Here is a 13143-nt window from a genome sequence, read left to right as displayed (position 1 = left end):
GGCGCGTCGTCGCGTTGTCCGCTGCACGCCGACGGCTCCAGCGGCCGGGGGCGAGGGTGTCCAGGTGAATTCCCGGCGCCGTCGTCAGCCGGTGAGCTCGGCCATCATGCGCAGGGTCTCCGGAGAGCCACCGACCAGCATCGTGGTGACGAGCGACTCCTCCCAGGCGGCGAGGTCGTCGGCGATCTTGGCCCGCGGCCCCACGAGCGCCACCTTCTCCACCATCGCCAGCGGGACGGCCGCCGCCGCCTCGTCCCTCCGGCCGGCCAGGTACAGCTCCTGGATGCGGGCGCACTCGGCCTCGAAGCCCATGCGCGCGAAGACCTCGTAGTGGAAGTTCACGCCCCGGGCACCCATCCCGCCGACGTAGAGGGCGAGCATCGGCCGCACGCGGTCGGCCGCGGCGTCGACGTCGTCGGCCACCTCCACCTGGACCATGCAGGCGACCTCGAAGCCGTCGGCGCCCCGGCGGACCCCCGGGCGGGCGAAGCCCTCGGCGAGCGACTCCCGGTAGTGCCCGTCGTCGTGCGGTGAGTAGAACAGCGGGATCCAGCCGTCGGCGATCTCCGCGGCCAGCGCCACGTTCCTCGGCCCCTCGGCCGCCAGCAGGACCGGGATGTCGGTGCGGAGCGGGTGCACGGTCGGCCGCAGCGACTTCCCCAGCCCGGTGCCGCCCGGGAAAGGGATGCGGTAGTGCTCGCCGTCGTGGCGCACGGGCTGCCGCGCGAACACCTGCCGCAGCACCTCGACGTACTCGCGGGTGCGGGCGAGCGGCCTGGGATAGGGCTGGCCGTACCAGCCCTCCACCACCTGCGGCCCGGAGACCCCGAGGCCCAGGACGAACCGCCCGCCGGAGAGGTGGTCCATCGTCAGCGCCGCCATGGCGGTGGCCGTCGGCGTCCGGGCGGACATCTGCACCACCGAGGTGCCGAGCCGCAACCGGGTGGTCGCGCTGCCCAGCCAGGCCAACGGGGTGAGGGCGTCGGACCCGTACGCCTCCGCGGTCCACACCGACTCGAAGCCCAGGCGCTCGGCCTCGGCGACCAGCTCGGCCTGACCCGGCGGCGGCCCGGCCCCCCAGTACCCCAGCGACAGCCCCAGCCTCATCGAGCCCCTCCTGTCCGGCGTGCCGTGCGACGGCGGTCGACCGGCGTGGGCGGCCGGCGACGAGGCGCGACGTTAGCGCAGCGGGTTGTTGTGCGGGTCACACCCGGCTGATAGACCTGACGCCGACGTCAAGTTCGGCCGGTGGCGCTGCCGTCGGCCATTCCCACCGGGAGTTCCGATGCGCTTCACCGACGAGCACCACGCCTTCCGGAAGCTGGTGCGCGACGTCGTCGACCGGGAGATCGCCCCCCACGTCGACGAGTGGGAGGCGGCGGGCACCTTTCCGGCCCACGAGCTGTTCCCGAAGCTCGGCGAGCTCGGCCTGCTGGGGCTCGAGTACGACCCCGAGTACGGCGGGCAGGGCGCCGATCACCTGTTCAGCGTGATCCTGTGCGAGGAGCTGCACCGCTCCGGGTGCGCCGGCGTGCCGATGGCGATCGGCGTGCAGACCATGATGGCGACGCCGTCCCTGCACGAGTTCGGCAGCGACGAGCTCAAGCGCCGCTACCTGGAGCCCGCGATCCGGGGCACCGCCGTCTGCTCCATCGCGGTGACCGAGCCCGGCGCCGGCTCCGACGTCGCCGGGCTGCGCACCCGCGCGGTGCAGGACGGCGACGAGTGGGTGATCAACGGCAGCAAGCTGTACATCACCAACGGCACCCAGGCCGACTGGCTGTGCCTGCTGGCCCGCACCTCCGACGAGGGCGGGCACCGCGGGATGAGCCAGATCATCGTGCCCACCGACGTCCCCGGCTTCGCCGTCTCCCGGAAGCTCGACAAGCTGGGCAACCGCTCGTCCGACACCGCCGAGCTGTACTTCGAGGACGTGCGGGTGCCGGTGTCGAACACCATCGGCACGGTCGGCCGCGGCTTCCAGCAGCAGATGTCGCAGTTCGTGGTGGAGCGCATGTTCGCCGCCTACGGCGCGGTGGGCAGCTGCCGGATGGCGCTGGAGCGCACCCGGGACCACCTCCAGCAGCGCCAGGCCTTCGGCGGGCCGCTGCTGGCCAGCCAGTACATCGCCTTCCGGCTGGCGGAGCTCGCCGCGCAGGTCGACCTGCTGCAGTCGCACAACTACGCGTGCGCGGAGGCCTACCTGAACGGCGAGGACACCACCCGCCAGGCCACGGTGGCCAAGCTGACCGCCGGCCGGCTGCTGCGCGAGGTGGCCGACACGTGCCTGCAGTTCCACGGCGGCATGGGCTACATGGAGGAGACCTGGACCGCCCGGTTCTTCCGGGACAGCCGGCTCGCCTCGATCGGCGGCGGCGCCGACGAGGTGATGCTGCAGGTGCTCGCCCGGATGCAGGGGTTCTCCGCGTGAGCGACCGCAGCGCCCTGCTGGCCGCCCTGGTCGACGACCTCACGGCCGAGTCCGCCGACCTCGACGCCCGGGTGGCGCCGCTCGACGACGCCGGGTGGCGCACGCCCACCCCCGCGGCCGGCTGGGACGTCCGCGACACGATCAACCACCTGCGGTTCTTCGACCGGGACGCCCTCCTGGCCGTGACCGACCCCGCCGGGTTCGCCGCCCTGGTCCAGGGGCTCGGCGACGCAGCCGGCGACTACGTCGAGCGGCGCACCGCCGAGGGCCGGGACACGCCCCCCGCGGAGGTCCTCGCCGACTGGCGGGCCGGCCGGGAGGCGCTGGCAGCCGCCCTCCGCGCGACCGACCCCGGCGTGCGGGTGCCGTGGTTCGGCCCGCCGATGAGCCCGGCGTCGTTCGTGACCGCCCGGCTGATGGAGACGTGGGCGCACGGTCAGGACGTCGTCGACGCCCTCGGGCAGGACCGCCCGGGCACACCGCGGCTGCGCTCGGTCGCCGAGATCGGTGTGCGCGCGCGGCTCTTCTCCTACGCCGTCCGCGGGCTGCCGGTGCCCGACCGCGCGGTCCGCGTGGAGCTGACCGGGCCCGGTGGCGAGCGGTGGACGTGGGGGCCCGCGGACGCCGCCGACACCGTCCGCGGCCCGGCGCTGGACTTCTGCCTGCTGGTGACCCAGCGCCGGCACCGCGACGACCTCGCCCTGGAGGTCACCGGGCCGGCCGCGCGGGAGTGGATGTCGATCGCGCAGGCCTTCGCCGGTCCCCCCGGCGCGGGCCGGCAGCCGCTGGTCGGTGCCCGGTGACCGCACCCCTCCGCATCGCCAACGTCTCCGGCTTCTACGGCGACCGGCACAGCGCCATGCGCGAGATGCTGCACGGCGGCGCGGTCGACGTCCTCACCGGCGACTACCTCGCCGAGCTGACCATGCTCATCCTCGGCCGGCAGAAGGCCGAGGACCCGGCCGCCGGGTACGCCCGCACCTTCCTCTCCCAGCTCGAGGAGTGCCTGGGCACGGCGCTGGAGCGCGGCGTCCGGATCGTCAGCAACGCGGGCGGGCTCAACCCGCAGGGGCTCGCGGCGGCGGTCACCGAGCTCGGCCGGCGCCTCGGGGTGCCGGTGCGGGTGGCCACGGTCGGTGGCGACGACCTGCTGTCCCGCCTCGCGGACCTGCGCGACCGCGGTCTGCTCCGCGCCGGTGACACGCCACCCGGGGACGGCGAGGTTCCCGACGCCCTCACCGCCAACGCCTACCTCGGGTGCCGGGGGATCGTCCGGGCCCTGCAGGGCGGCGCGGACGTCGTCGTCACCGGCCGGGTCACCGACGCCAGTCTCGTCGTCGGCCCGGCGGCCTGGCACCACGGCTGGGGGCCCGACGACCTGGACGCGCTCGCCGGGGCCACCGTCGCCGGGCACGTCCTGGAGTGCGGCGCTCAGGCGACGGGCGGGAACTTCAGCTTCTTCGCCGAGCTGCTCGACGCCGACCCCGCGGCGCTGGACTCCATCGGCTTCCCGCTGGCCGAGATCGCCGCCGACGGCACCTCGGTGATCACCAAGCACCCGGGCACGGGCGGGGCGGTCACCGTGGAGACGGTCACCGAGCAGCTGCTCTACGAGCTCACCGGGAGCGCCTACGGCGGCCCCGACGTCGTCACCCGCTTCGACGGCCTGCGGCTGCGGCAGGCCGGCCCCGACCGGGTCGAGATCACCGGGGCCCGCGGGCTGCCCGCCGGGGAGTGGCTCAAGGTCGCCGTCAACCGCCTCGGCGGCTTCCGCAACTCCATGACCCTGCCGCTGACCGGTCTGGACGTCGAGCGCAAGGCGGAGCTGCTGCGCCGCCAGCTCGCCCCCGCGCTCGAGGCGATCGAGGACGTCACGGTGGCGCTGGCCCGCACCGACTCGCCGGATGCCGACGCCCAGGAGGAGGCCGCGGCCCTGCTGCACGTCACGGTCAAGGACCGCGACCGCCGGAAGGTGGGCAAGGGCTTCACCGTCCCGGTGATCGAGCTCGGCCTGGCCAGCATCCCGGGCTTCCACGCCACCGCCGCGCCGCCCAGCCCCTCGCCGTACGGGGTGTACTCGGCGGCCTGGGTGCCGGCCGGGGAGGTGCCGCAGGTCGTCGGCCTGCCCGACGGGACGACGCAGACGCTGTCCCCGGCCCCCGCGGCGGCTCCCGGCGCGCCGCCGCCCGACCCTGTCGCCGCGCCGACGTGGGCGGGCGACGCCACCACCGCGGCCGTCCCGCTCGGCCGGGTCGCCGGTGCCCGCAGCGGCGACAAGGGCGGGGCGGCGACCCTGGGCGTCTACGCGCGCTCCGACGACGGCTACGCCTGGCTCGCCGCGTTCCTCACCCCCGACCGGCTGCGGGTGCTGCTCCCCGAGGCCGCCGCCCTCCCGGTCACCCGCGAGCTGCTGCCCGGCCTGCGGGCGCTGCTGTTCCAGCTACCCGGTCTCCTCGGCGACGGCGTCGCCGCGGGCACCCGGTTCGACCCCCAGGCCAAGGCCGTGGGCGAGTGGCTGCGCTCCCGCGTGGTCGACGTCCCGGCCCGGCTGCTGCCCCCGGAGGTGGGCTCATGACGATGCTGGACGAACGGGCCGCGAGCAACCGCGCGGCCCTGCTGGAACGACTGGCCGAGCTGGAGGTGGAGCGCGGCCGCGCCAACGCCGGCGGCGGCGAGAGCGCCGTGGCCCGGCACCGCGACCGGGGCAAGCTCACCGTGCGGGAACGGATCGAGCTGCTGCTCGACCGGGACAGCCCCTTCCTGGAGCTCTCCCCCTACGCCGCCTGGGGCACCGACTTCCCCGTCGGCGCGAGCACCGTCACCGGCATCGGCGTCGTCGAGGGCGTGGAGGTGATGATCTCCGCCAACGACCCGACGGTCCGCGGCGGCACGTCCAACCCGTACACGCTGCGCAAGTCCCAGCGCGCGCACGACATCGCCGAGACCAACCGGCTGCCGTTCCTCAGCCTGGTCGAGTCCGGCGGTGCGGACCTGCCCACCCAGTCGGAGATCTTCATCCCCGGCGGCCGCGGCTTCCGCAACCTCACCCGGCTCTCCGCCCAGGGCATCCCCACCGTCGCGCTGGTCTTCGGCAACAGCACCGCGGGGGGCGCCTACGTCCCCGGGATGAGCGACCACGTGGTGATGATCGACGGGCGCAGCAAGGTGTTCCTGGCCGGACCGCCGCTGGTGAAGATGGCCACCGGCGAGGAGGCCGACGAGGAGTCCCTCGGCGGGGCGTCGATGCACGCCCGCGTCTCCGGCAGCGCCGACCACCTCGCCGTCGACGAGGTCGACGCCATCCGGCTGGGCCGGCAGATCGTGCGCAACCTCAACTGGCGCAAGCAGGGCCCGGGCCCCTCACGCCCGGCCGACCCCCCGCTGCACGACCCCGAGGAGCTGCTCGACCTGGCGCCCGCCGACCTGCGGCAGCCGCTGGACCCGCGCGACGTGCTCGCCCGCATCGTCGACGGCAGCCGCTTCGACGAGCACAAGCCGCTGTACGGCACCTCCCTGGTCACCGGGTGGGCGAGCATCCACGGCTACCCGATCGGCGTGCTGGCCAACGCCCGCGGCGTGCTGTTCCGGCAGGACGCCGAGAAGGCCGCGCAGTTCATCCAGCTGGCCAACCAGACCGACACCCCGCTGCTGTTCCTGCAGAACACCACCGGCTACATGGTCGGCACCGAGTACGAGCAGGACGGGATCATCAAGGCCGGGTCGCAGATGATCAACGCGGTCTCGAACAGCGCGGTCCCGCACATCACCCTCAACATCGGCGCCTCCTACGGCGCCGGCAACTACGGCATGTGCGGCCGCGCCTACGACCCCCGCTTCCTCTTCACCTGGCCCAACGCTAAGAGCGCGGTCATGGGCGCCGCCCAGCTCGCCGGCGTGCTCGACATCGTCGGCCGGGCCAGCGCCCGGGCCCGCGGCCGCGACTACGACGAGGAGGCCGCGGCCGCCATGCGCGCCGCGGTGGAGCAGCAGATCGAGGCGGAGTCGCTGGCGCTGTTCCTCTCCGGCCGGCTCTACGACGACGGCATCATCGACCCCCGCGACACCCGCACCGTCCTCGGGCTGGCGCTCTCGGCGATCTCCAACGCACCGGTCCGAGGGCTGCACGACGGATGGGGGGTGTTCCGGCTGTGAGCCGCACCCTGAGCTGCGTCCTGGTCGCGAACCGGGGCGAGATCGCGCGGCGGGTCTTCACCACCGCCCGTGCCATGGGCCTGCGCACGGTGGCGGTGCACTCCGACGCCGACGCCGACGCGCCGTTCGTCCGCGAGGCCGACGTCGCCGTCCGGCTGCCCGGCAGCACGCCCGCCGAGACCTACCTGCGCGCCGACCTCGTGGTGGCCGCCGCGCTGCGGGCCGGCGCCGACTGCGTCCACCCCGGCTACGGCTTTCTCTCCGAGAACGCCGACTTCGCCCGTGCGGTCGCGGCCGCGGGGCTGGTGTTCGTCGGCCCCGACCCCGAGGCCGTCGAGGCCATGGGCAGCAAGCTCGCCGCGAAGGAGCTGATGAGCCGCGCCGGGGTGCCGACCCTGCCGAGCGTGGACGCCACAGGGCTGTCCGGCGACACCCTGGAGAAGGCCGCCGGTGAGGTGGGCTACCCACTGCTGGTCAAGGCCTCCTTCGGCGGGGGTGGCCGCGGCATGCGGGCCGTGCGCGGGCCGGACGAGCTGGCCGACGCGGTGGCCGGCGCCGGCCGGGAGGCGGCCTCGGCCTTCGGCGACGGCACCGTTTTCCTCGAACGCCTGGTCGAGCGGCCGCGGCACGTCGAGGTGCAGGTGTTCGGCGACCGGCACGGCACCACGGTGGCGCTGTTCGAGCGGGAGTGCTCCATCCAGCGCCGGCACCAGAAGGTCGTCGAGGAGGCCCCCTCCCCCGCCGTCGGCCCCGAGCTCCGGGCCCGGCTGCAGGAGGCCGCGGTGGCCGCCGCGCGGGCGATCGGCTACGTCGGCGCCGGCACGGTGGAGTTCCTGCTCGACGAGTCGGGCGAGTTCTTCTTCCTCGAGATGAACACCCGGCTGCAGGTCGAGCACCCGGTCACCGAGGCGGTCACCGGGCTGGACCTGGTCCGCCTGCAGTTCGACGTCGCCGCCGGCCGTCCGCTGCCGGCGGCGGCCGTGTCGGCCACGTCGTCCGGCTCGGCGATCGAGGTGCGGCTCTACGCGGAGGACCCGGCGCGCGGCTGGCTGCCGCAGTCGGGACGGCTCGCCGACTTCGCGATCCCGGCCGACACCGCCTTCCGCACCACCGCCGGGCCCGGCATCCGGGTCGACAGCGGGGTGGAGGCCGGTGGCGAGATCGGCGTGCACTACGACCCGATGCTGGCCAAGGTCATCGCCTGGGCGCCCGACCGGTCGTCGGCGGCGCTGGCGCTGGCCGGGGCGCTGGCCCGGGCGCGGTTGCACGGGCTGACCACCAACCGCGACCTGCTGGTGCGCGTGCTGCGCAGCGAGGCCTTCCTCGCCGGGGAGACCGACACGGGGTTCCTCGACCGGCACGGGCTGGCGCAGCTGGCCGCCCCGCTGGTCGACGAGGCCGCCCGGCGCCGGCACGCCGTCGTGGCCGCGCTGGCCGGGGCGGCGCTGCGGCGGGCCGGCGCGCCGGTGCTGGGCGGGCTGCCGTCGGGCTGGCGCAACAACCCCACGGCCCCGCAGGTCACGGTCTTCGACACCGGCACGGTGCGCTACCGGATCGGCTCGGCAGGCGTCACCGCCGACGTGGACGGCGAGCCCGTGCCGCTCACAGTCCTCGGTACGTCGGTCCCGGCCCCCGGCCGGGTGCGGCTGGACCTCGAGCTCGGCGGGCTGCGCAGCACCTACGACGTGCACGCCGACGGCGACCGCTGGCACGTCGACGGTCCCGAGGGCGGCAGCACGCTGGTCGAGCAGCCCCGGTTCCCGGAGCCGGGCGCCGCCGTGCAGCCCGGATCCCTCACCGCCGCCATGCCCGGAACCGTGGTCCGGGTGGCGGTGGCCGAGGGCGAGCAGGTCGCCGCGGGCCAGCTGGTGCTGGTCCTGGAGGCCATGAAGATGGAGCACCCCGTGGTCGCGCCGGCCGACGGGGTGGTCACCCACCTGCACGCCGACGTGGGCCGGCAGGTGGAGACAGGCGCGGTCCTCGCGGTCGTCGGCGAACCCCCCGCACCGCAGACCGAGACCGAAGGGAACAGCCATGCGTCCTGACCTGTCCGGGGTCGACCCCCTGGAGCTCAACCTCGCGACCCGCTTCTCGGTCGGCGACATGCTCACCCGCACCGCCCAGCTGTTCGCCCACCGCACCGCGATCGTCGACGGCGACGAGGAGATCGGCTACGCGCGGCTCGACGGGGCGGCCGAGGCGTTCGGTCGCGGCCTGCTCGACGCCGGCGTGGGCCGCCAGGAGCCCGTTGCCTTCCTGCTGGGCAACTCGTGGCGCTTCGCCGCCAGCTTCTTCGGCTGCGCGAAGGCGGGGCTGGTGGCGCTCCCGGTGAACCTGATGCTGGCGCCGGAGGACATCGGCTGGATCCTCGCCGACTCCGGCACCCGCACCGTCGTCGCCGACCCGCCGTTCCTCCCGCTGCTGGAGGCGGTGCTGCCGCAGCTGCCGCAGATCACCACGGTGATCGTGACCGGCGACCAGGCCCCGGCGTCGGTCGCCGGCCGCGACGTGCGGCGCTGGGACGACGTCGCGACCGACCCCACCCCGGTCCAGGTGATCGTCGAGGACCGCGACACCCTGCACTGCCTCTACACCTCGGGCACCACGGCCCGGCCCAAGGGCGTGCTCACCAGCCACCTCTCGGTGCACGTGGGCGTGCTGAGCAACGCGCTGCAGACCGGCCACCGGCGGGGGGACGAGTTCTCCGTCCTGCCGATCGTGCTCCCCCTGTTCCACACGACCGCGCTGGACACCCTCCTGCTGCCGATCCTGCTCACCGGCGGCACCGCCGTGCTCCCTCGCGGGTTCGAGCCGGAGGGCTTCCTCGAGGTCGTGGAGCAGCGGCGGGCGACGCACCTGATGCTGCTGCCGATGATGTACGGCGCGCTCCTGGCCTCCCCCGGGATCCGGACCCGCGACCTCTCCTCGGTGCGGCTGTGCATCTACGCCATGGCCCCCATGCCCCAGGAGCGGATCACCGCGATCGCCGCCGCCTTCCCCAACGCCCAGGTGCTGCTCGGCTCCGGGCAGACCGAGTGCGTACCCGCGACGGTGTTCCAGTGGCCGGCGCACCAGGAGACCAAGGCGGCGTCCTGGGGTCCGTCCACGGTCACCGTCGACACCCGGATCATGGACCCGGCCGGCGCCCTGCTGCCCGCGGGCGAGACCGGCGAGATCGTCTACCGCGGCCCGCACGTGATGAGCGGCTACTGGAACAACCCGGCCGCCAACACCGCCGCGTTCGCGCACGGTTGGTTCCACAGCGGCGACGTCGGCCACCTCGACGACGAGGGCGTCGTCTGGTTCACCGACAGGGTCAAGGACATGGTGAAGACCGGCGGCGAGAACGTCTCCTCGGTGGAGGTGGAGCGGGTGCTGCTGGCCTCCTCCGAGATCGCCGAGGCGGCGGTCATCGGGGTGCCGGACGACCGCTGGGGCGAGGCAGTGACCGCGGTGGTCGTGCCGGCCGACCCGGACACCGACCCGGTCGCGCTGGCCGAGCGGCTGCTCGCCCACTGCAGGCAGCACCTGGGCGGCTTCCAGGTGCCCAAGCGGATCGAGGTCCGCGCCGGGCTGCCGAAGACGGCGACCGGGAAGATCCAGAAGCACGAGCTGCGGGACGAGTTCCGTGCCTGACGACCGCCTGGTCCAGGTCGCCCGGCGGGGGCCGGCCGCCGTGCTGACGCTGGACTCCCCGCACAACCGCAATGCGCTCTCCCGGGCCCTGGTCGAGCAGCTGCACGCCGCGCTGGGTGCGGCGCTGGCCGACGCCGCCGTCCGCGTGGTGGTGCTGACCGGGGCGGGCCCGGTGTTCTGCTCGGGCGCCGACCTGAAGGAGCAGCGGGCCGGCGGCGCACCGGGCGCGGTCGGCCTGCCGGAGGTGCTGGCCCTGCTCCTGACGGGGCCCAAGCCCGTGGTCGCCCGGGTGAACGGGTCGGCGCGGGCCGGTGGACTCGGCCTGATCGCGGCCTGCGACCTCGCGGTGGGCCCCGCGGGGGCGACCTTCGCGTTCAGCGAGGTCAGGATCGGTGTGGCGCCGGCGATCATCGCCGTCCCCGTCCTGCGGCGGATGGACCCGCGGGCGGCGCGGGAGCTGTTCCTCACCGGCGAGCCGTTCGACGGTGCCCGGGCCGGGGCGGCCGGTCTGCTCGACCGGGTCGTGCCCGACGACCGGCTGGACGCCGCCGTCGACGAGCTCGTGGAGCAGCTCGGCCGCGGCGCCCCGGAGGCGCTCGCGGTCACCAAGCGGCTGCTGCGCGAGCTGCCCGGCGCCGACCTCCAGGACGACTTCCGCCGCATGGCGGAGGTGTCCGCCGAGCGGTTCGCCTCCGCCGAGGCGCGGGAGGGCATCGCCGCGCTGCTGGAGAAGCGCCGACCGGCCTGGGGCCTCGACGCCTGAGCTCAGCCGGGGCGACCGGCCCCGCCGTCCGGCCAGGCGGCGGGCGGCAGGCCGATCGCCCCGGCCCAGAGCCGGGTCAGGACGTCCACGGCGGCGTCCTCGTCCAGGTCCTCCACGGGGTCCTGCCACAGGTGCGCGAACGACTCGACCATCGCGCCGAGGGCGCTGGCCGTGGCCCGCGGCGGAAGGGTGCGGTCGGCCAGCCCCAGCTCCTGCAGCCGCAGCAGACCTTCCATCCCGCGGCGCACGAAGACCTCGCGGACGTCGACCCGCAGCCGCCGGAACTCCTCACGGGTGTCGGCCAGCGAGTCGAGCACCCGGAGGATGCGGGCGTGCCGGGTGACGGCGCCGAGGTAGAGCCGGTTGGCCGCCTCGATCCGCCCGTACGGGTCGTCCGGCGGCAGCCGCGAGCCGACGGTCGTCGCGGCGAACACGTCCTCGACGACGACGGCCACGATCGCCCGGAGCAGCGACTCCTTCGAGTCGAACCAGGTGTAGAAGGTGCCGTGCGAGACGCCGGCCCGCTCCGCCACCAGGTCGATCCGGACGTCGGCGAACCCGCGCTCCTCGAACAGCTCGCGCCCGGCCTGCAGCAGGGCGGCCCGCGTCCGCCGGCCCCGGTCGGTCACCGGCAGCTGCTCCTGCTCCGCGCCTGGCATGCCACCTCCGAGAGAACCGGGCCGGAGCAGCCTGCCACACCGCGCCCGCGAGCCGGCGCACGCCGCCGACCCCGCCGGGGCGCCCCCTAGGCCGTGGCCGTCGTCCACGGGGCGGCCGGAGGGCGCGCGACCCGCGTCGCGCATCATCGACTCCTCCGGCGGGCGGCCCGGTCGCCCTCCCCCAGCAGATCGCGAGTGAGCATGCACGAGATGTCGTCCGGTGCCCCGGCGGGTACCACGGGGCCGGGGACCAACTGGGCCGGGAACGTCTCCTACCGCGCGGCGCGGCTGCACCGGCCGACCAGCCTCGCCGAGCTGCAGGCCGTCGTCGCCGCCGGCCACCGGGTCAAGGCGCTCGGCTCGCGGCACTGCTTCAACGACATCGCCGACACCACCGCCGAACTGGTGGCCCTCGACGTGCTGCCCGGCGAGGTGACGGTCGAACGGGGCAGCGACGAGGCCGGCGGCGTCGCCTGGATCCCCGGTGGCGCGCGCTACAGCGAGGTGGTGCCCCGCCTGGCCGAGCAGGGTTTCGCGCTGCACAACCTCGCCTCGCTGCCGCACATCACCGTCGTGGGGGCCACGGCCACCGGAACGCACGGGTCGGGCAACCGGAGCGGCTCGCTCAGCACCGCGGTGGCGGGTCTGGAGCTCGTCCGGTCCGACGGCGAGCTCGTGACGCTGGGGGCCGGCCACCCCGACCTCGCCGGCGCCGTCGTCCACCTGGGTGCGCTCGGGGTGGTGACCCGGATCGGCCTGCGCTTCCAGCCGACCTTCCAGGTCCGCACTACCGTTTTCGTCGGGCTGACCTGGGACCGGCTGTTCGCCGACTTCGACGCGGTGGCCGACGCCGCCTACAGCGTCAGCGTGTTCACCGACTGGCACGAGGTGACGCAGGTGTGGGTGAAGGCGCGCACCGACGAGCACGACGTCACGCCGGAGGAGTTCTTCGGCGCCCGGGCCGCGACGGAGCCCACGCACATGCTGCCCGGCACCCCGGTCGAGAACCTGACCGACCAGCTCGGCCTGCCCGGCGAGTGGCACGAACGGCTGCCGCACTTCCGGACCGGCTTCACCCCCAGCAACGGCGACGAGCTGCAGACCGAGTACTTCGTCCCGCGCCGGTACGGGCAGCAGGCCTGCGACGCGCTGCGCTCCCTCGCGCCGCGGATCGCCCCGCTCCTCCAGGTGAGCGAGCTGCGCACCGTGGCGGCGGACGACCTGTGGCTGAGCCCGGCCTACGGCGGGGACGTCCTGGCGCTGCACTTCACCTGGCTGCCCGAGGAGGCGCCCGTGCGCGCCCTGCTGCCGGAGATCGAGGCGGCGCTGCGCCCCTTCGGCGCCCGACCGCACTGGGGGAAGCTCTTCACCACGGGCGCCGACGAGCTCGCCGCGCTGTACCCGCGGATGCCCGCGTTCCGGGAGCTGGTCCGCCGCTTCGATCCGCGTGGCGCCTTCCGCAACGACTTCCTGGACCGGACCGTCGCCGCGTTCGGGTGACG

Annotated in this window: 10 protein-coding genes; 8 read left to right on the top strand and 2 right to left on the bottom strand. The window is 74.9% G+C overall.

Annotated features, from left to right (window positions below):
- Window positions 1-84: 84 nt before the first annotated feature.
- Complete coding sequence (locus tag ACI8AG_RS00865; protein ID WP_456595540.1) at window positions 85-1107, bottom strand: LLM class F420-dependent oxidoreductase; 1023 nt, start codon at window positions 1105-1107, stop codon at window positions 85-87.
- Between the two features lie 178 nt (window positions 1108-1285).
- Between ACI8AG_RS00865 and ACI8AG_RS00860 the strand changes: the two genes are divergently transcribed.
- The 7 genes from ACI8AG_RS00860 to ACI8AG_RS00830 are packed head-to-tail and all read left to right on the top strand — an operon-like array spanning window position 1286 to window position 10982.
- On the top strand, window positions 1286-2431 hold the full coding sequence (locus tag ACI8AG_RS00860; protein WP_456587982.1) for an acyl-CoA dehydrogenase family protein: 1146 nt from the start codon (window positions 1286-1288) through the stop codon (window positions 2429-2431).
- Window positions 2428-3234 carry a TIGR03084 family metal-binding protein gene (locus ACI8AG_RS00855; RefSeq protein ID WP_456595539.1) on the top strand — a complete coding sequence of 269 codons (807 nt, stop codon included), beginning with the start codon at window positions 2428-2430 and terminating at the stop codon, window positions 3232-3234. The genes ACI8AG_RS00860 and ACI8AG_RS00855 overlap by 4 nt, the downstream gene beginning before the upstream one ends.
- The gene (locus ACI8AG_RS00850; RefSeq protein ID WP_456595538.1) at window positions 3231-5006 is read left to right on the top strand and encodes an acyclic terpene utilization AtuA family protein; all 1776 of its coding nucleotides are present in this window, start codon (window positions 3231-3233) and stop codon (window positions 5004-5006) included. The genes ACI8AG_RS00855 and ACI8AG_RS00850 overlap by 4 nt, the downstream gene beginning before the upstream one ends.
- On the top strand, window positions 5003-6583 hold the full coding sequence (locus ACI8AG_RS00845) for an acyl-CoA carboxylase subunit beta (RefSeq protein ID WP_456595537.1): 1581 nt from the start codon (window positions 5003-5005) through the stop codon (window positions 6581-6583). The genes ACI8AG_RS00850 and ACI8AG_RS00845 overlap by 4 nt, the downstream gene beginning before the upstream one ends.
- Entirely contained in the window at window positions 6580-8628 is a 2049-nt protein-coding gene (locus ACI8AG_RS00840; protein WP_456595536.1) for an ATP-binding protein, read from the top strand. Before ACI8AG_RS00845 ends, ACI8AG_RS00840 begins: the two co-directional genes overlap by 4 nt.
- Window positions 8618-10219: a class I adenylate-forming enzyme family protein gene (locus tag ACI8AG_RS00835; RefSeq protein WP_456587987.1), complete on the top strand. Its 1602-nt coding sequence runs from the start codon at window positions 8618-8620 to the stop codon at window positions 10217-10219. The genes ACI8AG_RS00840 and ACI8AG_RS00835 overlap by 11 nt, the downstream gene beginning before the upstream one ends.
- Window positions 10212-10982, top strand: coding sequence for an enoyl-CoA hydratase-related protein (locus ACI8AG_RS00830; RefSeq protein ID WP_456595535.1), 771 nt, complete (start codon window positions 10212-10214; stop codon window positions 10980-10982). The genes ACI8AG_RS00835 and ACI8AG_RS00830 overlap by 8 nt, the downstream gene beginning before the upstream one ends.
- A gap of 2 nt (window positions 10983-10984) precedes the next feature.
- On the opposite strand, the gene ACI8AG_RS00825 is transcribed toward ACI8AG_RS00830, so the two are convergent.
- Complete coding sequence (locus tag ACI8AG_RS00825) at window positions 10985-11641, bottom strand: TetR/AcrR family transcriptional regulator (protein WP_456595534.1); 657 nt, start codon at window positions 11639-11641, stop codon at window positions 10985-10987.
- A gap of 201 nt (window positions 11642-11842) precedes the next feature.
- Here ACI8AG_RS00825 and ACI8AG_RS00820 point away from each other — a divergent pair, with 201 nt between their 5' ends.
- Window positions 11843-13141 (top strand): D-arabinono-1,4-lactone oxidase, encoded by a 1299-nt coding sequence (locus tag ACI8AG_RS00820; RefSeq protein ID WP_456595723.1) that lies wholly within the window; start codon window positions 11843-11845, stop codon window positions 13139-13141.
- Window positions 13142-13143: the final 2 nt, after the last annotated feature.

Source organism: Blastococcus sp. SYSU DS0552 (assembly GCF_054050815.1).
The sequence above is the reverse complement of the archived record's forward strand: the minus strand, read 5'-3'. Positions and strand labels throughout refer to the sequence as shown.